The following is a 21784-nucleotide window of genomic DNA, read 5'->3' as shown; positions in this document are numbered from 1 at the left end:
TCGCCGCGCACGAGGCGCCCGGGGACGGGCTTGTAGGCTCGAACCGTGCATCGTGGACTGAAACCGCTGCTGGCGGTGGCGGGCGTGGCGCTCGCCACCGGCTGTGCCGCGCCGAGCGAACCGCAGGTCACCTTCTACTCCCACGGGAGGTCGGTGGGGGTCGCACCCGCCCAGCACTGCGACCCGACCGGGGAGAAGTGCGCGGCGTCGCCGGACGCGATCGGCCAGCTGCGGGTCCCGGCGGGTGCGCCGCTGCAGATCTCGGTGCCTGGCGAGGTGGCGGAAACACCGTGGCAGGTGGTGTTCCTCTACCGCGGGGCCAACGGCGAGGAGCTGGACGGGCGCAGCCCGGTCTTCGCGCCGAACGAGCGCCACGCCTACACCCTCCAGCTGCCGCCGGACGGCAAGCAGCTGGAGCACGTCGAAGTCCAGCAGTTCTCCGCGGTACTGACCCCCGGCAGCGACGGCGGTGTCGACTTCGGCATCGGCGGCAGCTGGGTGCTCGACGCCCAGGAGAAGTGACCGCCGCTCAGCCCCCGACCAGCCCCGCCTCGTAGGCGGTGATCGCGGCTTGGACCCGGTTGTTCGCGCCCAAGCGCTGCAAGATCGTCCTGACGTGTGCCTTGACCGTGCCTTCGGCCAGGAACAGCCGCCCGGCGATGTCCTGGTTCGACAGCCCGGCACCGACCAGACCCAGCACCTCGCGCTCGCGCGGGGTCAGCGCCGCCACGCGTTCCCGCGCGGCAGCCCGGCGGCTCAGGGCACCGCCGCTCATCTCGGTGATCACCCGGTGCGCGATCCGCGGTGACAGGTACGCCGCGCCGTCGGCGACCGCGCGGACCCCGATGATCAGCTCACGCGGGTCGGCGGCCTTGAGCAGGAACCCGCGGGCGCCGTCGCCGAGCGCCCGCGCCACGAACTCGTCCTCGTCGAAGGTCGTGAGCACCACGACCTTCACCTCGGGCTGCACCCGCGCCAGCTCCGCGGCGGCGGCCAGCCCGTCGAGCACCGGCATACGGATGTCCAGCAGCGCCACGTCCGGCTCGTGCCGGGCCGCGAGCTCGACGGCCTCGCGCCCGTCCCCGGCTTCGGCGACCACCTCGATGCCGGGGTCGGTGGCCAGAATCGAGCGGACTCCGGCGCGGATCATCGCCTCGTCGTCGGCCAGCAGCACGCGGATCACTGTTCGCGCCTCTCCGCGGTCCACAGTGGTGGTCGCTCGTCTTGTGCTTCGAGGGCTGGGGGCGTCACGGCCCTCGAGGTTGCGGTTGGCACGGAGTCAATCACAGCGCCCCTGCCGTTCCGGCCTCGATGGGCAGCCGTGCGGTCACCGTGAACCCCTCCCCCGCCCCGGCGTGGAACGTGCCGCCGAGCAACCCGACGCGTTCGGCCAGAGCCAGCAGTCCGCTGCCGCTCCCGGTGACCATCGGCGCGGCGTCGACGGCCGTGTTGTGCACGACGACCTCGACCGCGCCCGGCAGCTGGTCGATCCGGACGGTGACCTGCGCGCCCCGCGCGTACCGGGCCGCGTTGGTCAACGCCTCCTGCACCACGCGGTGCACCGCTCGGTCCACTGTGGGTGGAACTTCCAGCGATCCGCCGCTGCGCCGCAGCACCACGTCCATCCCCGCGCTGCGCGCCCGGTCCACCAGGGCTTCCACCGGTTCGTTGGGCGGTTCCAGGGGCTGCGAGGTCTTCTCGCGCAGCATGCCGATGGTGTGCCGGAGGCGGTCTGTCGCCTGCACCGCCGTGGCGCGGAGCTCGGCCGCCGCCTGCCGGTTCGGCCCGGTCATGTCGGTGGCGAGCTCCAGAGATCCGGCGCGCAGCGCGATCAGCGCCAGGTCGTTGCCCAGCGAGTCGTGCATGTCCGCCGCGATCCGGGCGCGCTCGCGCAGCCGGGCGCGCTCGGCGATGAACTCCTGCTCCCGCTCCAGCTGAGCCACGCGCTCCCTGCCGGACTCGACCAGCGCGGCCTGCTGGCGGCGGAACCGCCCAGCCAGCCACGGCAACCCCACGAACACCGCCAGCAGCGCGAGCAGCCCGACCGCGCGCCCCGGGTAGATGGCCAGGTCGAGCGCGGCCGGCACGGCACCGAGCGCGAACACCGCCCAGCCGTGCCGCACTGGGAGGTGCCGACCGTGCAGGTACCCCGCCACGGCCAGCACCACGAACAACACCTGCCGCCACAGCGGGACCACGTCGATGTCGAAGGAGTTGGCCATGCACGCCCCGACGATGGCCAGCAGCGCAGCAGTGTTCCTCACCAGGCCGACATTAGAGCTCATCTGCGACCCGCTGCCGGTCGCCCGGAACGGGTGCGAACCCCCGCGGAACCGCACCGCCGCCCGCCCCGGCGCGCAACCGCACCAACCGGAACACCACCGTGCTCACCCCGGCCAGCGCTGCGAGCAGCAACGTGACGGTCAACGGCAGCGGGAAGTACGTGAGCTGCGCCCAGGTGACCGTCCGACCGTTGCTGAGGAAGGAGATCCCGCTCGGATACGCGACGAACACGGCGAGCGGCACCAGCACTGGCACCAGGCGCAAGCCGATCCACCACGCGGGCGATCCAGCGCGCTTGGCCGCCCACCGACGGGACCGCACCGCCCCGAGCACGCCCAACCCCACTGCCACCAGCGAGATCCCGCCGAGCACGAGCTCGAAGGTCTGCCGACCGCCGCTGAACTCATCGGGCGTCCGCCCCTGGCTCAACGCGACCAGCCCGTTGAGGATCTCGTAGCTGCTGTCGTGCAGCGAAGCGCCGTTGGTCATGACGGCGAAGCCGTACCCGGTCTCCGGCACGATCGCCTGCACCGCGTTGTAGGTGAACAGGTTGCCCGAGTGCACCAACACCTCCGGGCCGCCCTCGGGCTGCTCGACTCCCCACCCCATGCCGTAGTCGTCCACCGCCGACGGGCTGTGCATGGTCCGGAGGCTGTCCGGGGACACGAGCTGCGGCCCCACGCCGTTCTGCGAGACCAGCCAGCGCCCCATGTCCGCCGCGGTCGTGATGACCCCACCGCCCCCGCTGTTGTCCAGAAACCCCGGCAGCTCCGGGCGGCTGATCCACGCCCCGAACAGCGAGACGTACCCGTCGGCCGGGCGCACCTGCTCGTCGCTGACCGCGCTGGTGCGCATGCCCAACGGCTCGAAGACGTGCTGCCGCAGGTAGTCGCCGAAGGGCTGCCCGCTCGCGACCTCGACCAGGCGAGCAGCGACGTCGTAGTTGACGTTGCAGTACTCCCAGTGCGTCCCCGGGGCGGCGGCCAACGCAGCGGTGCTCAGCCGGGCCGTGTACTCGGCCAGCGAGCCCGCGTCCTCCAGCGCGTTGATGTCGATGGTGGTGTCGGAGAACCCCGAGGTCTGGTTCAGCAGGTGGCGGACGGTGACCTGCGCCGCGCGCGGATCGGCCATCGAGAACCCCGGCAGCTGCTCGGCAACCGGCTGGTCCAGCGCGATCTTCCCGGCGTCGACCAGGGTCATGACCGCCATCGCGGTGAACGACTTGCTGAGCGAGGCGACCCGCATCGGGGTGTCCGCGGTCATCGGCCGACCGGTGGAGTCGTGCCCGTAACCCGCGGCGTGCACCACCTCGTCACCCCTGGTGACCACGACGGAGAACCCCGGCACCCCGGTCGACTCCAGCGCGCTGGCCAGGTAGTCATCGATGCTGGGAGCGGCCTGCGCGGGCGGTGCCGCAGCCAGCCCGATGGCCGCTGCGAGCGCGATGATCATCGCTTTCATGCCCTGGAACGCTAGGGACCTGGACCCCCTCCGCGGATCTGCCGAGCGACCACAACCACCCCTGCCAAAAGGCATAGGAAAGCCACCACTGGCCGAGGTTCGGCGATCGATCAGGCCTCGTCGGGTGCATCGAAGTCGAGGTGACCGATGCGCTCCTCGACGGTGATGGCATTGCGCAGCACCTCGCGAGTGCCGGTGAGCAGGTCCCGCCAGGAAGCCGCCTGCTGGTCGAGCAGCGCCCGCGACAGGGCATTGCCGACCTCGATCTCGTCCAAGGCCTGGCACAGGTCGTGTTCGATCCGTGTCAGCTCCGTCAGCATCCGGGCCTGCTCGGCCTCGGTCATCAGCAGGCTGCGATCACGCCCTTCCGGATCCGGGACCTCAGGGTGCTGACCGCCACCCGCTGACGACACAAGAACTCCCGTCTACTTCGAAAGATTCGCCAGCACCAACGGCGCGGCCTGCTCAGCCAACCGGCACCCGGCCTCGACGTCCCCGCCAATGTTTCCATCGGCGCTCACAGACTCCGTGGGCGACACTGCGATCGCTACCGTGCAAATGTCAGCCGTCGCGCCACGAACGATCTTGGCCTTCTTGCCCGCGACCTCGGTGTCCTGGACATCGCCGCCACTGAAGTTCAGCTCGTCGAGCGCTCGGTCTGGGCTGGCCGAGACTGCTAGCTGCCCAGGCCCATCCCCAGCGACCCGAAACCGGCAGGACAAAGTCTTCGAAATATCTCGCCGTTGCCCGGGAGCTTCCAAACCGAGCTCACGTGCTTCGCCGTCAGTGAGCAACTGACAGGGATCAACACCGGCCAACACACTTGCTGGTTCTTCAGAGGTCGCAGTCGAGCTGTCCACCGGCTCCGATGGCTCCGCTGTTTGTCCAGGTCCACCACACGCCGACACCGCCAGAACCAGGGCGACCCCAACGCCACCCATCAACGACTTACGCACCTTCAACCTCGCTCCTCAAACCCGTCCACCGAAGCCAGCGTTGCCCTCGTCAACTTCCTGGTAGAGCTGGATGCCCTTCTTGATCGCCTCGATCACCTGCGGCACTTGCTCCTGGAACTTCTTCAACATCTCCTCGTACGACCGGCCATCACCGCCGACCGCGACCTGCTCGTTGAAGTCAGCGATCGCTTATCCAGCCGGACTATCCCCAAGTTGCGTGCGTTGGGCCAGAATGCCCATATCGCTGATCATGGCATCCAGCTCGTCCTGGAAGTCTCCGAAGGTCCTGATCAGGTCGTTGCCCGCGTCCGGCGTGACCCGGAACTCTCCTCGGTTCGACGAGTCGATGATGCCCTGCATCGCGTTGCCGGTCGCGGCCAAGCCCGCGCCGAAGCTCTGTGGCGTGGTCATGCTCCCCCTCGCTTGCACAAGATCGCCCTGCTGGCGACCCTAGCCAGGGGCGAATCGGCGCCACAACGGAATCGGGAAAGTAGCTCGCGATGGCCCAGTCGAAGCACCCGATCAGCGCAAACGCCGCACGAACGCCCGCCAGGCGGTGTGGCTGACCTCGATGTGCCCCGCCTCCGGCGCCTTCGAGTCGCGCACCGCGACGGCGCTGCTGGTTAATCGCACCTCGACGCAAGCGTCGCTGGCTGCTGCACTTCGACTGCTCTTGAACCAACCCGTGTCGTAAGCCATCACTCAAGCTCCTTCAGCTTGTCGATCAGCAGAGCGCGAGACGCGTCGTGCCCCAACGCGAGTTCCCGCGCCCGCCGGTAAGCACGGAACATGGGCACAGTGTCTGCTTCTTGATCGTGGTATGTCGATGGCCCGTAGGAGACGGGAACAAAAGCGATCTGCGGTGCTGCCGCACCGAAGTCCAGGGTGATGAGCCCGCAGCCGATGAGCGGGTTGTTTAGCACTGACCTGGGCAGCACTTGGACCGTGACGTTCGGCCGCTCACCGAGCTGGAGCAGGTGCAGGAGTTGTCCACGCAGCACAGAGACACTACCGATGACCTCGTCAAGCACACGCTCGGCCACGACGAACGAGATGTCCTTCGGCTCAACCGCATCCAGCACACGGCGTTGGAGTTCTGCTCGGAAGCCAACGCGCCTCTCGACCTCGTCCTGTGATGGCTCCCACCAGACGCCGTCACCTGCGTTGATCACAGCACGCATGTAGTCGGCCGACTGGGCTAGGCCAGGCACGATGCTCGACTCGTAGAACCCGATCGCCTTCGCATCTGCTTGCAGGTCGGCCAAGCGCTCGAAGGCGAGGGGCAACTGATCCGTGTAGCCGCGACCGCGTTGGCGCTTCCGCGCCCGTGCACCGAGCTCGAGCGCTGTCCGACGTTCGGCTTCGTCAACGCCGTAGAAGTCCAGCAGGGTACTCAGTTCTTCAGGGTTGAAGGAGCCCTTGGCCGTTTCGACCTGGCTGACTCGAGCGGTGTCCCGCCCGATCGCTTGCGCTGCCTGCTGTTGCGTCTTGCCCGCCCGATCACGAAAGCGACGCAGCATCAGGCCGAGCTGACGGCGTTCCACCGTTTGACGTCCGGCTGGCACACGACCCCCTTCGTCCGACGATCACCCAGATCGGGCAATGCCAAAGCTCCCCAAGAATCCTTATCCTCACAACAAGGCTCAACAAGAAGCCTTAGCGGTTTCCTCAACTGAACTGTATCGAGTTCGGGCGGCATGCCCGGAGGGGAGTCAGTCGTGCACCGAGGGCAAGGGGTCGAGACGGCCACGCTGGTCGGAATCTCGGAGCTGGTGGACGTGACGCACGAGTACGACGAGTGCTCCGACGAGATGAGCCTGATCTTCCGAGGCAACGGTGAGCTCGTGCTCAGCTGCACCCGGCGCGGTTTCGACGTGCTGCGCGAAGCCGTCGCCGACGCCAACCGAGATCTGATCACCCGATCCGCATGAGGCGAGGGGCGCGTTGACCAGCCAAGTCGGTTGAGGGCGCCCTGCCCCTCGAAAGCAGGAGGCCGGGCGCTCCGCGCGGTGCGCCCGGCCCCCGGTGGTCCTGATCAGCTGCCCGGGTCCAGCTCGCGGGCGACCGCGCGCACGACCTCGCCAATGCGCTTGGCGGTCTTGCGGTCCGGGTAGCGGCCGCGGCGCAGGTCGGGTTGGACCTTCAGCTCCAGCAGCTTGATCATGTCCTCGACCATGCCGTGCAGCTCGTCGGCGGGACGGCGGCGCGCCTCGGCCACCGAGGGCAGCGGGTCCAGCAGCTTCACCTTCAGCGCCTGCGGGCCGCGGCGCCCCTGGGCCATGTCGAAGTCGACGCGCTGGCCGGTCTTCAGGGCCTCCACGCCGGAGGGCAGCGCGGAGGCGCGCACGTAGACGTCCTCCCCGCCGTCCTGGGTCAGGAAGCCGAAGCCCTTGTCCGCGTCGAACCACTTGACCCTGCCGGTCGGCACTGTCCTCACCGTTCCCTGTCGATGCACATGGCCCGGTTGCTGGGCCTCCGTCGTCCTTACGTCCCGGTCCGCCGCGCGGGGCCGAACTGCCCCGGCACGACGAAAGCGCCCCGACTACGCTTCGCAGTTGCGCGCGCCGGGACGCGTCATTCAAGCGTACCGCGTGCCGGGCTGGGAAGACCCGGCCTTGTCGAGCAAGGGTCGCTGCGGCACCTGGCGCAGTGCGTGAATACGCTGCTGGGCATGGCAACATCCGCGCGCAGGTCCGCAATCCTCCCGGTCTCGGTGGCCATGTTCGCCCTGGGCCTGGTGGCCATCATCGCGATCTTCACGCTGTTCGCCGTCGGTTACCAGGACTTGCCCGTGTGGCTGAACCTGGCGACCTTGCTGTGCCCGGTCGGGCTGGTCGTCGGCGTCATCGCGACCGTCCTGCGCAACCGGCGCCGCTGATCAGACCTGCTGGGCGAGCCAGTCCGGGAACTCGGTGAGGTCGCGCAGCACGACGTCGGCCCCGGCCTCGGCGAGCTGGTCAGCGCCGTAGGGCCCGGTGGCCACCGCGACGGCGGTCGCGCCCGCGGCCCGCGCACCGGTGATGTCGCCGAGGTGGTCGCCGACGTAGCTGGCCGCGCCCTCCTCCCGCAGCACATCGCCCTTCGCCGCGGCGAAGACGTCCCCTGCCAGCCGGTCGACTTCCCAGCCGAGGGCATTGAGGTGCAGCTCGGCGTTCGGCTGGTACTTGCCGGTGATCACCAGCGTCCGCCCGCCCAGCTCGCGGACCGCCGCGAGCGCCTCAGCCGCGCCTGGCAACGCGGTCGTCGCGCCGATCGCCACCTGCGGGTAGACCGCGCGGAAGTGGTGGACCAGCCGCTGCGCCATGGCGTCGTCGAAGCCGTAGCCGCGCATCGAGTCGTACAGCGGCGGGCCGAGGTTCGACGCGAAGTGCTCGCCGTCGAGGGTCAGGCCGAACTCGCGGTTGAGCTCCTCGATCATGCGGACCATGCCGGGGCGCGGGTCGATCAGGGTCATGTCCAGGTCGAAGCCAACGGTCGGACCGGTGCGCTCTGCTGCCACGCGGACCACCCTACGGAGCGACAGCAGCGCCCTTGACGCGGAACTCGTTAGTATCGAAAATCATTTCGTAATACTTCTCACATCCGGCGAGCTGGAGTCGTTCAATGACGAGCACGACCGCGCACCCCGCCCATCGCGAAGGCTTCCACTCCCTGCGGGCCAGCGGCCTGAACTGGGACTCCCTGCCGTTGCGGCTGTTCACCAAGGGCAACGCCAAGTTCTGGAACCCCGCCGACATCGACTTCAGCCAGGACGCCGAGGACTGGAAGCAGCTCGACGAGCACGAGCAGCGCAGCGTGGCCGGGCTGTGCGCGCAGTTCATCGCCGGCGAGGAAGCCGTCACCCAAGACCTGCAACCGTTCATGGCCGCGATGGCCGCGGAAGGCCGCTTCGGCGACGAGATGTACCTGACCCAGTTCGTCTTCGAGGAGGCCAAGCACACCCAGGTCTTCCGGCTGTGGATGGACGCCGTCGGCCTCACCGACGACCTGCACTGGTACGTCGAGGACAACCCCGGCTACCGGGAGATCTTCTACAAGCTGCTGCCCGAGTCGCTGCACGCGCTGCACGCCGACCCCAGCCCGGAGAACCAGGTCCGCGCCTCGGTCACCTACAACCACGTCGTCGAGGGCACCCTCGCGCTGACCGGCTACTTCGCCTGGCACAAGATCTGCGTCCGCCGCGGCATCCTGCCCGGCATGCAGCAGGTGATCCGGCACATCGGCGACGACGAGCGCCGCCACATGGCCTGGGGCACCTTCACCTGCCGCCGCCACGTCGCCGCCGACGAGCGCAACTGGGAGGTGGTGGAGGACCAGATGAACCGGGTCCTCCCGCACGCCGTCGCCCAGGTCCAGTGGCGCCCAGACGACGCACCGGAGGTCCTGCCGTTCGAGCTGGACAAGGAGGAGCTCACGGCCTACGCCACCGACCGCGCGACCCGCCGCCTCGGCGCGATCTCCAGCGCCCGCGGCATGCCGCTCCAGCAGATCGACGTCGACGCCGCCCCGGAGAAGCTGGAGGAGCAGTTCGGCGCCGAGGACGCAGCCGAACTGGCCAAGCTCCGCTGATCTCGAACCAGTGGTTTCACAGTTTCAACTGAAACTGTGGTTCCACGTCCTCCGTGCCGGTGATCCTCCGGCATGTCGTCCGCACGACACGCCGGAGGATCCCGCCGAGGCATTTGACCTGAGGCCAAGTTGCCGCGATTTCCATGGAGATCAGACCTCCCTTGAAATCGCGTCAACCCGGGCGGAGCCGCGCGGGGGGGTGTCAGCTGAGGTCGAGGAGGTCCTTGGCGATCTCCCGCATCTCGACCTTGCGGATCTTGCCAGTGACCGTCATCGGGAACTCGCCCACCACGTGCACGTAGCGCGGGATCTTGTAGTGCGCCAACTTCCCGGTGCAGAACTCCCGCAGCGCCTCGGCCGTCAACTCCTCCGCCCCGTCGCGCAGCCGCACCCAGGCCATCAGCTCCTCGCCGTAGCGCTCGTCAGGAACCCCGATGACCTGCGCGTCCACCACGTCGGGGTGGGTGTGGAGGAACTCCTCGATCTCGCGCGGGTAGATGTTCTCGCCGCCGCGGATCACCATGTCCTTGATCCGCCCGGTGATGCTCACGTAGCCGTCGTCGTCCATCACCGCCAGGTCACCGGTGTGCATCCAGCGGGCCGCGTCGATGACCTCGGCCGTGCGGTCCGGCTGCTCCCAGTAGCCCAGCATCACCGAGTACCCGCGGGTGCACAGCTCGCCCGGGGTGCCGCGCGGCACGGTCAGCCCGGTCACCGGGTCGACGATCTTGATCTCCAGGTGCGGGCCGACCCGCCCCACGGTGGACACCCGGCGCTCCAGCGAGTCGTCCGCGCGGGTCTGCGTGGACACCGGCGAGGTCTCGGTCATGCCGTAGCAGATCGACACCTCCCGCATCCCCATCCGGTCGATGACCTGCTTCATCACCTCCACCGGGCACGGCGAACCGGCCATGATCCCAGTGCGCAGCGAGGACAGGTCGAAGCTGGCGAACTCCGGGTGCTCCAGCTCGGCGATGAACATGGTCGGCACCCCGTACAGCGAAGTGCAGCGCTCGGCGGCCACCGCGGACAGCGCCGCGACCGGGTCGAAGCCCTCCGCCGGGATCACCATCGCCGCCCCGTGGCTGGTGCAGGCCAGGTTGCCCATCACCATGCCGAAGCAGTGGTAGAACGGCGGCACGATCGCCACCCGGTCGACCTCGCGGTAGCCGCACAGCTCACCGACGAAGAACCCGTTGTTCAGGATGTTGTGGTGCGACAGCGTCGCGCCCTTGGGGAACCCGGTGGTGCCCGAGGTGTACTGGATGTTGATCGGCTCGTCGGCGGAGAGCTCCACCGCGGCCAGCCGCTGCGGATCCGCGGTCGCCCCGGCCAGCCGCTCCCACTCGGGATCGCCGAGGAACACCACCTGCTCCAGGTCGGCGCACTTCGGCCGCACCTGCGCGACGAGCTCGACGTAGTCGGAGGACTTGAACGACTTCGCTGACACCAGCATCCGGATCCCGGCCTGGTTGAGCACGTACTCCAGCTCGTGCGCCCGGTAGGCGGGGTTGATGTTGACCAGGATCGCGCCGATCTTCGCGGTCGCGTACTGGATCAGCGTCCACTCGGCGCGGTTCGGCGACCAGATCCCGACCCGGTCGCCCTTGCCGATCCCGGCGTCCAGCAGGCCGACCGCCAGCGCGTCGACGTCGGCGACGAACTCCCGGTAGGTCCAGCGGCGGCCGGTCGCGCACTCCACCAGGGCGTCCCGCTCCGGGAACCGGGCGGCGAGCCGATCGAGGTTCGCCCCGATCGTCTCCCCCAGCAACGGCACGTCCGAGACACCCGAGTCGTAGCTGAGCTGGACGGCATCCACGGTGACTACCTCCCCGACGAACACGTGAGACGGATCACCCATCTTGTCCCGTCCCCCACCCGCGGACCACCCCCGAACGCGGGTACGGACCACCCGCAGGTCGCAGACGGCGGGTGGGTGGCGCGACGGCGAGTCCTCGTAGGGTTCTGGGGTGCGTGCCTTCGTCGTGGATGCCTTCACCGACACCGCCTTCGCCGGGAACCCCGCCGGGGTCGTGCTGCTGGACTCCTCCGCCGATCCGGCGTGGATGCAGTCGGTGGCCACCGAGCTGCGGCACTCCGAGACCGCGTTCGTCGAGGTCGGCGGCCCGGCGGGCGAGCCGAAGCCGTTGCGCTGGTTCACCCCGACCACCGAGGTCCCGCTGTGCGGGCACGCGACCCTGGCGACCGCGCACGTGCTCGGCGGCGACCAGCGCTTCGACACCCGCAGCGGCATCCTGACCTGCACTGCGCTGTCCGACGGCTGGATCGGGATGGACTTCCCCGCCGACCGGGCCGAGCTGGTGGAGCAGCCGGAGGCGATCGCCGCCGGCCTCCCCGGCATCACCGTCGAGGCGACCGCTCAAGCCACCACGAAGATCCTCGTGCAAGCCGCGTCGGCGGACGAGGTCCGCGCGGTGCGCCCGGACTTCGCGGCGCTGGCCACCGTCCCGTCCCGCGGCGTGATCATCACGGCTCCCGGCGACCGGCCGGGCATCGACTTCGTCAGCCGGGTGTTCTCCCCGCAGGTCGGCATCCAGGAGGACCCGGTGACCGGCTCCGCGCACTGCACCCTGGCGACCTGGTGGGCGGAGCGGCTCCACCGCGACCCGCGGGACGCGGACTTCGTCGGCGAACAGGCCTCCGCCCGCGGCGGCACGGTCCGCATGGCCCTGCGCGGCGACCGCGTCGACCTCCGCGGCCAAGCCGTCACCATCCTCACCGGCAACCTCCAAGCCTGACCCCGCACCCCCAACCACGACCTCCAACCCCCAAACCCCGCAGCACCAACCGCAACCACCGCCTCCGACGGCCGGGCCGTGTAGCACCAACAACAACGGCAGTCCGCCACGACCGACCGCAGTTTCAGTTGAAACTGCGGTCATCCACGCGTGCGCTTCGCAGTTTCAATTGAAACTGCGCCTCCACGACCGGAACCACACCCCCACGACGGCACCGACCGGCCGCCTCGGCCGGAGCTGTGGTCACCAGCGGCCGAGGTCCGCAGTTTCAATTGAAACTGCGGGGGACCGTGGGCGGGGATCGCAGTTTCAATTGAAACTGCGGACGTCAGAGGGGCGAGGCGGAGGGTTCGGGGGGACTCCGGGGTTCCCCTGATCCGCTCCGCACCTAGGACTGGCACCGTGGGGGCATGCGCTTGTTGCTGAACGTCATCTGGCTGGTGTTCGGAGGGCTGTGGATGGCCCTCGGGTACGCGTTCGCCGGGATCCTGCTGGCCATCACGATCATCGGCATCCCGTTCGCGATCGCCTCGTTCCGGATGGCGAACTTCGCGCTCTGGCCCTTCGGTCGGCGCCTGGTGGGCGAGCCGACCGCGGGCGTGATGTCGGGGATCGGCAACATCCTGTGGCTGGTGCTAGCCGGCTGGTGGCTGGCGCTCGGCCACATCGTCACGGGCTTCCTGCAGTGCGTCACGATCATCGGCATCCCGCTGGGCATCGCCAACTTCAAGCTGATCCCGGTCTCGCTGATGCCGCTGGGCAAGCGGATCGTCGACGCCGACGACCCGTACGCGTTCATGCGGAGGTGACGTTCGGCACAACGGCGTACGAGGGACCGCTCCGAACGCCTCTCTCCTACGTCAGCCCACACGCCGAACTGGGGGTGCCGGTGATCACCGAACTCGAGCTGGAGCGAGTCGCAGCAGCCATCGACCGGGCCTTCCGGCACCCCGAGGCGGCGGACTGGGCCGCGGTCGAGCGGCTGCGCCTGCACGCGGACCTGCTCGACCGGCTGGCCGCCGCCCAGCGCCACTGGTCCAGCTCGCTGAGCCGCCGCGCCGAGCTGGTGCGCGACGCGGCCGAGCGGATGGCCGACGAGCTCAACCACGTCACCAACGCCATCGCCGTCGACCTCCCGCACCAGACCGCCACCCGGTGAGTGCGCAGGCTGGCTGCGCACCCACCGCGGGCGTCAGCTGAACGGGTCCAGGACGTTGTCGACGAGCTCGGCGACGGAGCTGACCACCTTCGTCGGCCGGTATGGGAACAGCTCGGCGGTGCTCTCGTTGGAGATCCCGGACAGCACCAGGATCGTCTGCAGCCCCGACTCCAGGCCGGACCGCACGTCGGTGTCCATCCGGTCGCCGATCATCAGCGTGTTCTCCGAGTGCACCCGCAGGTGCCGCAGCGCGGAGCGCATCATCAGGGGGTTCGGCTTGCCCACGTAGTACGGTGCGCGCCCGGTGACCCGTTCGATCAGCGCGGCGACCGCGCCGGTGGCCGGGAGCGTGCCCTCACGGCTCGGGCCCTTCTCGTCCGGGTTCGTGGCGATGAACCGCGCACCGCCCTCGACCAGCCGGATCGCCTTGGTGATCGCCTCGAAGCTGTAGGTGCGGGTCTCGCCGAGGATGACGTAGTCCGGGTCGCGGTCGGTGAGCACGTAGCCGATGTTGTGCAGCGCCGTGGTCAGCCCGGATTCGCCGACCACGTAGGCCGAGCCGCCCGGCCGCTGGTTCTCCAGGAACTGCGCGGTGGCCAGCGCGGAGGTCCAGATCGCCTCCTCCGGGACGTCCAGCCCGGTGCGCAGCAGTCGGGCCCGCAGATCGCGCGGGGTGTAGATCGAGTTGTTGGTGAAAACCAGGAACGGGACGTCGTTCTCCCGCAGCGCCGCCAGCAGGGCGTCCGCTCCGGGCACCATGTGCTCCTCGTGCACGAGCACGCCGTCCATGTCCATCAGGTACGTCCAGGGGGATGGCTCAGTCACGCCCCGAATGATCCTCCGGACAGCGGGTGGATTGCTACCTCAGCGGCCTTGACTGCGAACCACACCTCGTCGTCGCTGGTCAGCCGCAGGTCGGCGACGGCTGCCGGGGTGATGTCCGCGGCCAGCGAGCAGTCCCGCACCACCCCGCGCACCCGCACAACGTCGCCGCGCGGCTCAAGCCCGGCCAAGCGCACCGGCAGCGCGTTGCGCGGGCTGCCGCCCGGCGGCTCGCGGTGCACCGCCACCGCGGCGGGCGCGAACACCGCCGCCGCTGGTTCGCCCTGGTCGACGTCCTCCGCGACCCGGCCGCTGAGCACGGTGCCACCGAACTCGACCCCGCCGTCACGCGCCACCCCGGGCACCAGGTTGAGCCCGGCGACCCGCGCGGTGAACGGTTCCTTCGGCCGGGAGAGCACTTCACGGGTCGGCCCCTGCTCGACGATGCAGCCGTCGAGCAGCACCACGAGCCGGTCGGCCAGCACGACCGCGTCCAGCACGTCGTGGGTGACCAGCACGGTCGGTTTCTCCTGGCGCCGGAGCACCTGGTGCAGCAGGCCGCGCATCGCCGGGGCGGCGTCGACGTCGAGCGCGGCCAGCGGCTCGTCGAGCAGCAGCAGCTCCGGGTCTGCCGCCAGGGCGCGCGCCAGCGCGACCCGCTGGGCCTGGCCACCGGAGAGCTGCCCGGGCCGCCGCCCGGCGAGCTCGGCGACATCCACTTCGGACAGCCAGCGCGCGGCGACCTCCCGCGCTCCCGCCTTGCTGAGCCCGGCCGCGCGCGGGCCGAAGGCCACGTTCTCCAGCGCCGTGAGGTTCGGGAACAGCAGCGGGTCCTGGGCGAGCAGCCCGACACCCCGTCGGTGTGTCGGCACCGCGATCCCGCGCTCGGTGTCCAGCCACGGCACGCCGTCGAGCTCGACCCGCCCCCGGTCCGGCACCAGCTGCCCGGCCAGCACCGACAGCAGGGTCGACTTGCCGGCCCCGTTCGGGCCGAGCACCGCCAGCACCTCGCCGGGGGCGACCGCCAGCTCGGCGCGCAGCGCGAACTCCGACCGCCGCAGCTCGACGTCGGTCCACAACCCGCTCACAGCCGCCCCTCCACTGCTCTGGGTCGGGCCACCACGATCACCACCAGGGCCACCACCACCAGCAACAACGACATCGCCACCGCTGCGTCCACATCGGACTGAGCGGTGGTGTAGATGGCCAGCGGGAGGGTGCGGGTGGTGCCCTGCAAGCTCCCGGCGAAGGTGATCGTCGCGCCGAACTCGCCCAACGCGCGCGCGAAGGTCAGCACCAGGCTCGACCCGAGCGCGGGCAGCAGCAGCGGCACGGTCACCCGCCGGAAGGCCAACCACGGCCCGGCACCCAGCGTGGCGGCTACCTGCTCGTACCTCCCGCCTGCCGTGCGCAGGGCCCCCTCGAGGCCGACCACCAGGAACGGCATGGCGACGAACGTCTGGGCCAGCACCACGGCTGTCGTGGTGTACGGCAGGCGGAGGCCCACGACGTCGAGGAGCTGCCCGAGCGGCCCGGTGCGGCCGAGCAGGTAGAGCAGGGCCAGCCCGCCGACGACCGGCGGCAGCACCAGTGGCAGCAGCACGAAGGCGCGCACCACGCGCAGTCCGCGCATCCGGGACCTCGCCAGGACCACCGCGAGCGGACCGCCGAGCAGCAGTGACAGCCCGGTGGAGATGAGTCCGGTGACGACGGAGAGCCGCAGCGCGTCGAGGGCGGCCGGGCTGAGCAGCAGCCCCGGCAGCTCGGCCGGATCCACCCTGGTCAGCAGCCCGAAGACCGGTAGGACCACCAGTGCGAGCGCGAGCACCGCAGGTGTCCAGAGCACCACCGGGACCTGGGTGGTGTGCGACCTCGGTGGAGGTCGGACGTCTGATCTCCACCGAGATCGCGTCTGCACGGGACGGGGTGGGGTCATGGGGTGCCGAAGCCGTGGTGGGCGAGGACCTCGCGACCGACCGGTCCCCGCACGAACTCGACGAACTGGGCCGCCAGCTCGGGGTCGGGCGCGCCGTTGACGGTCGCGACCGGGTAGGAGTTGACCGCCTGCTGCGACTCCGGGAAGTCGATCACCTGGACCTTCTCCCCCGCCGCCTTGGCGTCGGTGACGTACACCAGCCCGGCGTCGGCCTCGCCCGCGACGACCTTCTGCAGCACCGACTTGACGTCGTTCTCCTCGCTGACCGGCTTGACCCGCACCCCGGCCGCCCGCGTCACCTGCTGCGCCGCCGAACCGCACGGCACCTGCGGCGCGCACACCACCACGGCGTGGTCGCCGGACAGGTCGGCCAACGAGCCGATCCCCGCCGGGTTGCCGGGCGGGACCACGATCGTCAGCTGGTTGGTCGCGAAGGTCTGCGGGGCGCCGACGAGGTCGCGCACCTTGGCCATGTTCTCCTCGTCCGCCGAGGCGAAGACGTCCGCCGGCCGCCCCTGCTCGATCTGCTCGGCCAGCGTCGACGAGCCCTGGTAGTCGAACTGCACCCGCACGTCCGGGTGCTCGGCGGTGAACCGCGCGCCCAGCTCGTCGAAGGACTCGGTCAGCGACGCCGCGGCCAGCACGGTCAGCGTGCGCTGCTGCTCGGACCCGGCCTGCCCGCACCCGGCGAACAGCACCAGCGCCAGCAGCGCTCCGGTGATCAGCTTGAGCTTCGCCATCACGACTCTCCCGGCGTCTCCACCACGACGTTGGTCGACTTGACCACCGCCACCGCCAACACCCCCGGCCGCAGGCCGAGCTCGTGGACCGCCTCGGTGCTCATCAGCGACACCACCCGGTGCGGCCCGCACTGCATCTCCACCTGGGACATCACCCGGTCCGAGATCACCTCGGTGACCAGTCCGACCAGGCGGTTGCGGGCCGACCGCCCGACCCCGGAGGGGTCAGGCGTGGAACGCGCCTGGTCGCGGGCGAACCCGGCGAGCTCGGCGCCGTCCACGACGAGTCGACCGGAGGCGTCCCGCTGCGCGTGCAGCTGCCCGCCGTCGACCCACCGGCGCACCGTGTCGTCGCTGACGCCGAGCAGCCCGGCGGCTTCGGCGATCCGATATTGCGGCACGCAGAGGACAATACTTCCGCAGCTGCGGTCGGATCCAGGGCACGGCACCCGTGAATCCGGATCGCCGACCGGCTTCGTACTTTCCTCCCACCTGAGGTCCCGCAGTCCAGGATGCGGTCGGTGTTCCGCACGAACTGCCTTCCGCGATCGAAATTCGTCGGTGCGGGGGGTTAGGGTCGAGGGGTGACCTCGGTGGACCTGGGAATCCCGTTCGTGCGCAACACGATCGACACGTCCGCACGGCCGGATACCCCGCAGCTGGTGGACCGCTTCGGTCGGGTCGCCACCGACCTGCGCGTGTCCCTCATCGACAAGTGCAACCTGCGCTGCACCTACTGCATGCCCGCCGAGGGCCTGCCCTGGCTCAAACGCGCCGAGCTGCTCGACACCGCGGAGATGAACCGGCTGATCCGCATCGCCGTCGAGGAGCTCGGGGTGACCTCGGTCCGCTTCACCGGCGGCGAACCGCTGCTGCGGCAGGACCTGGTGGACATCATCGGCGCCACCTCCGCGCTGCCCGGCAGCCCGAAGACCTCGCTGACCACCAACGGGATCAACCTCGGCGACTACGCCGAGCCGCTGGTGCGGGCCGGTCTGAACCGGGTCAACGTCTCGCTGGACACCCTCGACCCCGCCGTCTTCAAGCAGCTGACCAGGCGTGATCGGCTGGACGACGTGCTCGCCGGGCTGGCCGCGGCCAAGCGGATGCAGCTGGAGCCGGTCAAGGTCAACGCGGTGCTGATGCGCGGGATCAACGACCACGAGGCCCCCGAGCTGCTGCGCTACTGCATCGAGCACGGCTACCAGCTGCGGTTCATCGAGCAGATGCCGCTGGACGCGCAGCACGAGTGGGACCGCGCGCAGATGATCACCGCCGACGAGATCCTGGACCTCCTCAGCGCCGAGTTCAGCCTCAGCCCGGACGTCGCCGAGCGCGGTTCCGCACCGGCCGAGCGCTGGCTGGTCGACGGCGGGCCCGCCACCGTGGGCGTGATCGCCTCGGTCACCCGGCCGTTCTGCGCGGCGTGCGACCGCACCCGGCTCACCGCCGACGGCCAGCTCCGCTCCTGCCTGTTCTCCACCGCGGAGACGGACCTGCGGGGGCCGATGCGAGCCGGCGCCGACGACGCGGAACTGATTCGGCTCTGGCAGGGCACGATGTGGGCGAAGGCCGCCGGGCACGGCATGGACTCGGGTGAGTTCGCGCAGCCGTCCCGGCCGATGAGCGCTATCGGAGGGTGAGCCGATGACGGCGGTGCCGGAGCAGGTCGGCACGGTTTCGGTGCAGGTGCGGTACTTCGCGGGCGCGCGCGCCGCTGCCGGGGTCCCGGAGGAGGCGGTGCGCCTGGCGGCGCCGGTGACCGTTTCCGACGTCCTCGCGGCGGTGCTGGAGCTGCACGACGAGGGGCTGGCGAAGGTGCTTCCCGCCTGCAGTTTCCTGCTCGACGGGGTCGCCGTCCGGGACCGCGGGACCGGGGTGCCCGCCCAGGCCACGCTGGACGTCCTGCCGCCGTTCGCGGGCGGCTGAACCACCGGGATCCGTCACCTTATTACTGCGCACGCGTGCGGGCGCGCGCGTGCGCGAATACAACATTCCCCGGCGTGTCGTACATTCCCTTTCAGGTGACATTTGGGTCTCGGCACAGGCCATGTCGATCTTGACTGCGGAGCCTGGTCCTTCGACAGCCTTAAGGGCTCCTGATCCGGCGATACAGATCACTACCCTCCGCATCGATGCGAACCTTTCTCGTGATCGGGTTCGCACGGTCGCGCACGCCAGCGGAGGCGTGAGACCACCCCTCCGGGCGGCGCGAACGCCTGCGGCGCGGGATGCACCAGGCGAGCAATGTGGTGACCCACGCCTCACCGACGGTGATCGATCTCAGCCAGGAAACGACTTGATAACAACGCTCTGATCAGCGAAAACGTCTCGGATCGACGCACCCGTTCCACTTGTTACGTGACCAGCGTCACAGGGACGAAGATTTGGGATCTCCTCGTTGGTTACGTAGTGTCGCTCCTCGGTCGGCCCCGAACCGATCAGCGAAGAACGGGAAGCCCGCAGCGCCGAACCCTGTCCGGCGGGCTTCCGACCCCCGAAACAGGAACACCGGACAGGGGCGGGGGACCCAACCACCGGGCTCCCCGAAGCCCTAGGGGTGAAGCCGGTTCCCCCGAGCCGGCCGGGCTGCCTCTCAGCCCGAACCCGACAGCTCACCTCGCAGGCGCGGCAGGAGAGAGGATCATGGCTCGCTACAAGGGCAAGCACCGCAAGCCTTCCAATACCAGCCGCACCGTTGCCCGCGTCGCCGTCGCCGGCGCGGTGGTCGCGTCCCCGATCGCGATCGCCCCGATGGCCAACGCCGCCGACTGGGACACCCTCGCGCAGTGCGAGAGCAGCGGTAACTGGAGCATCAACACCGGCAACGGCTACTACGGCGGACTGCAGTTCAGCCAGTCCACCTGGGCCGCCTTCGGCGGCACCCAGTACGCCAGCAGCGCCCACCAGGCCACCCGCGAGCAGCAGATCGCGGTCGCCGAGAAGGTCCTCGCTGCGCAGGGCCCCAACGCCTGGCCGGGCTGCACGTCCAAGACCAACTGGGCCAGCGGCTCCACCAAGACGAGCACCAAGGTGACCCAGAAGAAGGTCACCAGCAAGACCCAGACCAAGGTCCAGACCAAGCAGACCACCCAGAAACCGCAGGTCAAGACCGGCGGCGGGGACTACACGGTCCAGCTGGGCGACACGCTGAGCAAGATCGGCGAGAAGTTCGGCGTCAGCTACCAGCAGATCGCCGAGCGCAACTCGGACATCATCAGCGACCCGAACCTGATCTTCCCGGGCCAGCAGCTCGACATCAAGTGATCTGGTCGACCGGCTGAGCCGGTCGGCGAGGAGTACGTGTCGTACCCCCGACACGGCACGTGCTCCGCTCCTGTTGGGACCCCCCACCGCACGCCCCCAGCGGTGGGGGGTCCCTTCTTCTCCTGCGGCCGTCTTGCGAGCGGCGCGGGGAGCGGAACCGCGACCCAGGTGTACGCCTGGGTGCGGTCGACTCGTGCCAGGCATGACCGGGTCCGGGGGTTACTGAGCCCGCCTGCTGAGGTGTTCTGACTTGGCCAGGTCATTGATGAGGTCTTGGTTCATGGCTTGGACCATGTCGTAGGCCGCGCTGCCGAGGATTAGGCGCTTCGGGGGTTCCGGGGTGGTCACGAGTTCCATGACCACTTCGGCCGCCTTCTCCGGGTCGTAGTCCTCCGACTCCGACCAGAGGGTTCGCAGCCACTCGCGCAGGGGGGCGTACGCCTCGTGCTCGTCGGTCGTGGTCAGGCCTCGGGTGAACAGGTCGGTGCGGTAGCCGCCCGGGCCGAGGATCGTGACCTTGATGCCGAAGCGCTCCACCTCCATCGCCAACGCTTCGCTCATCGAGTCCAGTGCCGCCTTGCCTGCCGCGTAGAGCCCGACCCCCGCGAAGCCGCCGAACGGGCCCATCGACGAGACCGCGAGGATGTGGCCGGAGCCCTGCGCCCGCAGGTGGGGCACCACCGCTTGGCTCACCCACAGCGCACCGAAGAAGTTGGTGTCCAGGTGCGTCCGCGCCTGCTCCTCGGTGACCTCCTCGAGCATGCCGAGGAAGGCGCCGCCCGCGTTGTTGACCACGACGTCCAGCCGCCCGAACGCGGCCACCGCCCGCTCGACGCCCGCGAAGACCGCGGCGCGGTCGGAGACGTCCAGCGGGAAGGCGACCAGGCGGCCGCCGCTGGTCGCGACCAGCTCGTCCAGGGGCGCGACGTCCCGGGCGATGCCGACGACCTGATCGCCCGCCGCCAGCGCCGCTTCGGTGAACGCCCGGCCGAGTCCGCGGGCGGCACCGGTGATGAACCAGGTGCGGGGCTCGCCGTTTCGCATGCAGTGCCTCTTCTCATCGAGACGAGACGGTTCGTCTCGTTCTGCGGCACAGCATGCGCCGCGTTCCGAGCCTTTGTCAAGACGAAACGTCTCGTTTCGGGATAGGCTGGTCGGGTGCCCCAGGAGAAGCGCCCCAACACCACCCGCCGCAGCGAGCGGTCCAGGGTGGCGATCCTGACCGCAGCACGCGAGCTGGTGAGCGAGGTCGGCTACGCCAAGCTCACGATCGAGGCGATCGCGGCCCGAGCCGGGGTCGGCAAGCAGACGATCTACCGCTGGTGGCCCTCGAAGGGCGCGGTCGTCTTCGACTCGATCCTCGTCCTCAGCGAGGGCGACGACGGCATCGCGCTGCCCGACACCGGCGACCTCGAAGCCGACCTCAAGACCGTGCTGCGCGCGACCGCGGCCGAATTCGCCGATGCCGGGTTCGAGGCGCCGATCCGGGCGCTGCACGCCGAGATCATCACCGATCCGGACCTCGCCGCCCTCTACCGGGAGAAGATGGAAGCGCCGATGCGCGAGGCGAAGAAGCAACGCCTGCGCAGCGCGCAGCGAGCGGGTCAGCTCGACCCCGACGCGGACCTGGACCTCGTCCTGGACTTCCTCTACGCGCCGCTGACCCAGCGCTGGCTGGAACGCTCGCACCCGCTCGACGACACCTTCGCCGACGCCCTGGTCGAGGCCACGCTCCGCGCCTTCCGCCCAGCGCAGGGGTCGTGAGTGCGTAACAGTGTTCGAACACTGTTACGCACTCACGACCCTCAGGGGCAGTTCACCCACTCCTCGGC

The 21784-nt window shown here is 69.7% G+C and carries 28 protein-coding genes and 1 riboswitch; of the genes, 11 read left to right on the top strand and 17 right to left on the bottom strand.

The features are described from left to right. Window positions 1-45 precede the first annotated feature (45 nt). A complete protein-coding gene (locus tag ABT324_RS29385; protein WP_351184052.1) occupies window positions 46-522 on the top strand; it encodes a DUF2771 family protein in 477 nt (158 codons plus the stop codon). Between the two features lie 7 nt (window positions 523-529). On the opposite strand, the gene ABT324_RS29380 is transcribed toward ABT324_RS29385, so the two are convergent. The 8 genes from ABT324_RS29380 to ABT324_RS29345 all read right to left on the bottom strand — a co-directional run bounded on the left by ABT324_RS29380 (window position 530) and on the right by ABT324_RS29345 (window position 6244). Then, window positions 530-1183, bottom strand: coding sequence for a response regulator (locus ABT324_RS29380; protein ID WP_351184050.1), 654 nt, complete (start codon window positions 1181-1183; stop codon window positions 530-532). A 100-nt stretch (window positions 1184-1283) separates the two neighbouring features. Further along, on the bottom strand, window positions 1284-2264 hold the full coding sequence (locus tag ABT324_RS29375; protein WP_351184048.1) for a sensor histidine kinase: 981 nt from the start codon (window positions 2262-2264) through the stop codon (window positions 1284-1286). Between the two features lie 10 nt (window positions 2265-2274). After that, window positions 2275-3744, bottom strand: coding sequence for a serine hydrolase domain-containing protein (locus tag ABT324_RS29370; protein WP_351184046.1), 1470 nt, complete (start codon window positions 3742-3744; stop codon window positions 2275-2277). Window positions 3745-3854: 110 nt separating this feature from the next. Continuing rightward, on the bottom strand, window positions 3855-4088 hold the full coding sequence (locus ABT324_RS29365) for a hypothetical protein (protein ID WP_351184044.1): 234 nt from the start codon (window positions 4086-4088) through the stop codon (window positions 3855-3857). Between the two features lie 81 nt (window positions 4089-4169). After that, a complete protein-coding gene (locus ABT324_RS29360; RefSeq protein ID WP_351184085.1) occupies window positions 4170-4685 on the bottom strand; it encodes a DUF3558 domain-containing protein in 516 nt (171 codons plus the stop codon). A 204-nt stretch (window positions 4686-4889) separates the two neighbouring features. Then, a complete protein-coding gene (locus ABT324_RS29355; RefSeq protein ID WP_351184042.1) occupies window positions 4890-5111 on the bottom strand; it encodes a hypothetical protein in 222 nt (73 codons plus the stop codon). A gap of 111 nt (window positions 5112-5222) precedes the next feature. Continuing rightward, window positions 5223-5399: a DUF397 domain-containing protein gene (locus ABT324_RS29350; protein WP_351184083.1), complete on the bottom strand. Its 177-nt coding sequence runs from the start codon at window positions 5397-5399 to the stop codon at window positions 5223-5225. Continuing rightward, window positions 5399-6244: a helix-turn-helix domain-containing protein gene (locus ABT324_RS29345; protein ID WP_351184040.1), complete on the bottom strand. Its 846-nt coding sequence runs from the start codon at window positions 6242-6244 to the stop codon at window positions 5399-5401. Before ABT324_RS29345 ends, ABT324_RS29350 begins: the two co-directional genes overlap by 1 nt. Before the next feature lie 174 nt (window positions 6245-6418). On the opposite strand from ABT324_RS29345, the gene ABT324_RS29340 reads away from it, so the two are divergent. Next, window positions 6419-6631 carry a hypothetical protein gene (locus ABT324_RS29340; protein ID WP_351184038.1) on the top strand — a complete coding sequence of 71 codons (213 nt, stop codon included), beginning with the start codon at window positions 6419-6421 and terminating at the stop codon, window positions 6629-6631. 104 nt (window positions 6632-6735) lie between these two features. Here ABT324_RS29340 and ABT324_RS29335 read toward each other — a convergent pair whose 3' ends face one another. After that, entirely contained in the window at window positions 6736-7128 is a 393-nt protein-coding gene (locus tag ABT324_RS29335; protein ID WP_150070919.1) for a cold-shock protein, read from the bottom strand. Between the two features lie 243 nt (window positions 7129-7371). Between ABT324_RS29335 and ABT324_RS29330 the strand changes: the two genes are divergently transcribed. Next, on the top strand, window positions 7372-7578 hold the full coding sequence (locus ABT324_RS29330; protein ID WP_351184036.1) for a hypothetical protein: 207 nt from the start codon (window positions 7372-7374) through the stop codon (window positions 7576-7578). Here ABT324_RS29330 and ABT324_RS29325 read toward each other — a convergent pair whose 3' ends face one another. Then, the gene (locus ABT324_RS29325; protein WP_351184034.1) at window positions 7579-8199 is read right to left on the bottom strand and encodes an HAD family hydrolase; all 621 of its coding nucleotides are present in this window, start codon (window positions 8197-8199) and stop codon (window positions 7579-7581) included. A gap of 104 nt (window positions 8200-8303) precedes the next feature. Here ABT324_RS29325 and ABT324_RS29320 point away from each other — a divergent pair, with 104 nt between their 5' ends. Continuing rightward, complete coding sequence (locus ABT324_RS29320; RefSeq protein ID WP_351184032.1) at window positions 8304-9269, top strand: R2-like ligand-binding oxidase; 966 nt, start codon at window positions 8304-8306, stop codon at window positions 9267-9269. A gap of 202 nt (window positions 9270-9471) precedes the next feature. On the opposite strand, the gene ABT324_RS29315 is transcribed toward ABT324_RS29320, so the two are convergent. Continuing rightward, a complete protein-coding gene (locus ABT324_RS29315; RefSeq protein WP_351184030.1) occupies window positions 9472-11130 on the bottom strand; it encodes an AMP-binding protein in 1659 nt (552 codons plus the stop codon). Window positions 11131-11239: 109 nt separating this feature from the next. Here ABT324_RS29315 and ABT324_RS29310 point away from each other — a divergent pair, with 109 nt between their 5' ends. From ABT324_RS29310 to ABT324_RS29300, 3 genes are all read left to right on the top strand, one after another. Beyond that, window positions 11240-12028 (top strand): PhzF family phenazine biosynthesis protein, encoded by a 789-nt coding sequence (locus tag ABT324_RS29310; RefSeq protein WP_351184028.1) that lies wholly within the window; start codon window positions 11240-11242, stop codon window positions 12026-12028. 410 nt (window positions 12029-12438) lie between these two features. Beyond that, on the top strand, window positions 12439-12837 hold the full coding sequence (locus ABT324_RS29305) for a YccF domain-containing protein (protein WP_351184026.1): 399 nt from the start codon (window positions 12439-12441) through the stop codon (window positions 12835-12837). An 80-nt stretch (window positions 12838-12917) separates the two neighbouring features. Further along, window positions 12918-13187, top strand: coding sequence for a hypothetical protein (locus ABT324_RS29300; protein ID WP_351184024.1), 270 nt, complete (start codon window positions 12918-12920; stop codon window positions 13185-13187). Between the two features lie 33 nt (window positions 13188-13220). On the opposite strand, the gene ABT324_RS29295 is transcribed toward ABT324_RS29300, so the two are convergent. The 5 genes from ABT324_RS29295 to ABT324_RS29275 form a co-directional block, all read right to left on the bottom strand. After that, entirely contained in the window at window positions 13221-13982 is a 762-nt protein-coding gene (locus ABT324_RS29295; protein ID WP_351184081.1) for an HAD-IIA family hydrolase, read from the bottom strand. 26 nt (window positions 13983-14008) lie between these two features. Further along, window positions 14009-15097, bottom strand: coding sequence for a sulfate/molybdate ABC transporter ATP-binding protein (locus ABT324_RS29290; RefSeq protein ID WP_351184022.1), 1089 nt, complete (start codon window positions 15095-15097; stop codon window positions 14009-14011). Next, window positions 15094-15855 (bottom strand): ABC transporter permease, encoded by a 762-nt coding sequence (locus tag ABT324_RS29285; protein ID WP_351184020.1) that lies wholly within the window; start codon window positions 15853-15855, stop codon window positions 15094-15096. The genes ABT324_RS29290 and ABT324_RS29285 overlap by 4 nt, the downstream gene beginning before the upstream one ends. Before the next feature lie 86 nt (window positions 15856-15941). Further along, the gene (gene modA, locus ABT324_RS29280; protein ID WP_351184018.1) at window positions 15942-16685 is read right to left on the bottom strand and encodes a molybdate ABC transporter substrate-binding protein; all 744 of its coding nucleotides are present in this window, start codon (window positions 16683-16685) and stop codon (window positions 15942-15944) included. Next, window positions 16685-17086: a TOBE domain-containing protein gene (locus ABT324_RS29275; RefSeq protein ID WP_351184016.1), complete on the bottom strand. Its 402-nt coding sequence runs from the start codon at window positions 17084-17086 to the stop codon at window positions 16685-16687. Before ABT324_RS29275 ends, modA begins: the two co-directional genes overlap by 1 nt. A 183-nt stretch (window positions 17087-17269) precedes the next feature. Here ABT324_RS29275 and moaA point away from each other — a divergent pair, with 183 nt between their 5' ends. The 3 genes from moaA (at window position 17270) to ABT324_RS29260 (ending at window position 19952) form a co-directional block, all read left to right on the top strand. After that, window positions 17270-18328, top strand: a complete 1059-nt coding sequence (gene moaA, locus ABT324_RS29270) for a GTP 3',8-cyclase MoaA (RefSeq protein WP_351184014.1) — start codon at window positions 17270-17272, stop codon at window positions 18326-18328. Between the two features lie 4 nt (window positions 18329-18332). Further along, window positions 18333-18614, top strand: a complete 282-nt coding sequence (locus ABT324_RS29265) for a MoaD/ThiS family protein (protein WP_351184012.1) — start codon at window positions 18333-18335, stop codon at window positions 18612-18614. A 570-nt stretch (window positions 18615-19184) separates the two neighbouring features. Continuing rightward, window positions 19185-19330, top strand: a riboswitch (cyclic di-AMP (ydaO/yuaA leader). A 1-nt stretch (window position 19331) separates the two neighbouring features. Beyond that, complete coding sequence (locus tag ABT324_RS29260; RefSeq protein ID WP_351184010.1) at window positions 19332-19952, top strand: transglycosylase family protein; 621 nt, start codon at window positions 19332-19334, stop codon at window positions 19950-19952. 219 nt (window positions 19953-20171) lie between these two features. Here the strand turns inward: ABT324_RS29260 and ABT324_RS29255 are convergent, their stop codons facing one another. Further along, window positions 20172-20996: an SDR family NAD(P)-dependent oxidoreductase gene (locus ABT324_RS29255; protein ID WP_351184008.1), complete on the bottom strand. Its 825-nt coding sequence runs from the start codon at window positions 20994-20996 to the stop codon at window positions 20172-20174. 114 nt (window positions 20997-21110) lie between these two features. Between ABT324_RS29255 and ABT324_RS29250 the strand changes: the two genes are divergently transcribed. Beyond that, window positions 21111-21716 carry a TetR/AcrR family transcriptional regulator gene (locus ABT324_RS29250; protein WP_351184006.1) on the top strand — a complete coding sequence of 202 codons (606 nt, stop codon included), beginning with the start codon at window positions 21111-21113 and terminating at the stop codon, window positions 21714-21716. Window positions 21717-21784 lie beyond the last annotated feature (68 nt).

Source organism: Saccharopolyspora sp. NPDC000359, from assembly GCF_040300525.1.
GTDB lineage: Bacteria > Actinomycetota > Actinomycetes > Mycobacteriales > Pseudonocardiaceae > Saccharopolyspora.
Note: the sequence above shows the minus strand (reverse complement) of the source record. Positions and strands in the feature narration are given on the sequence as shown.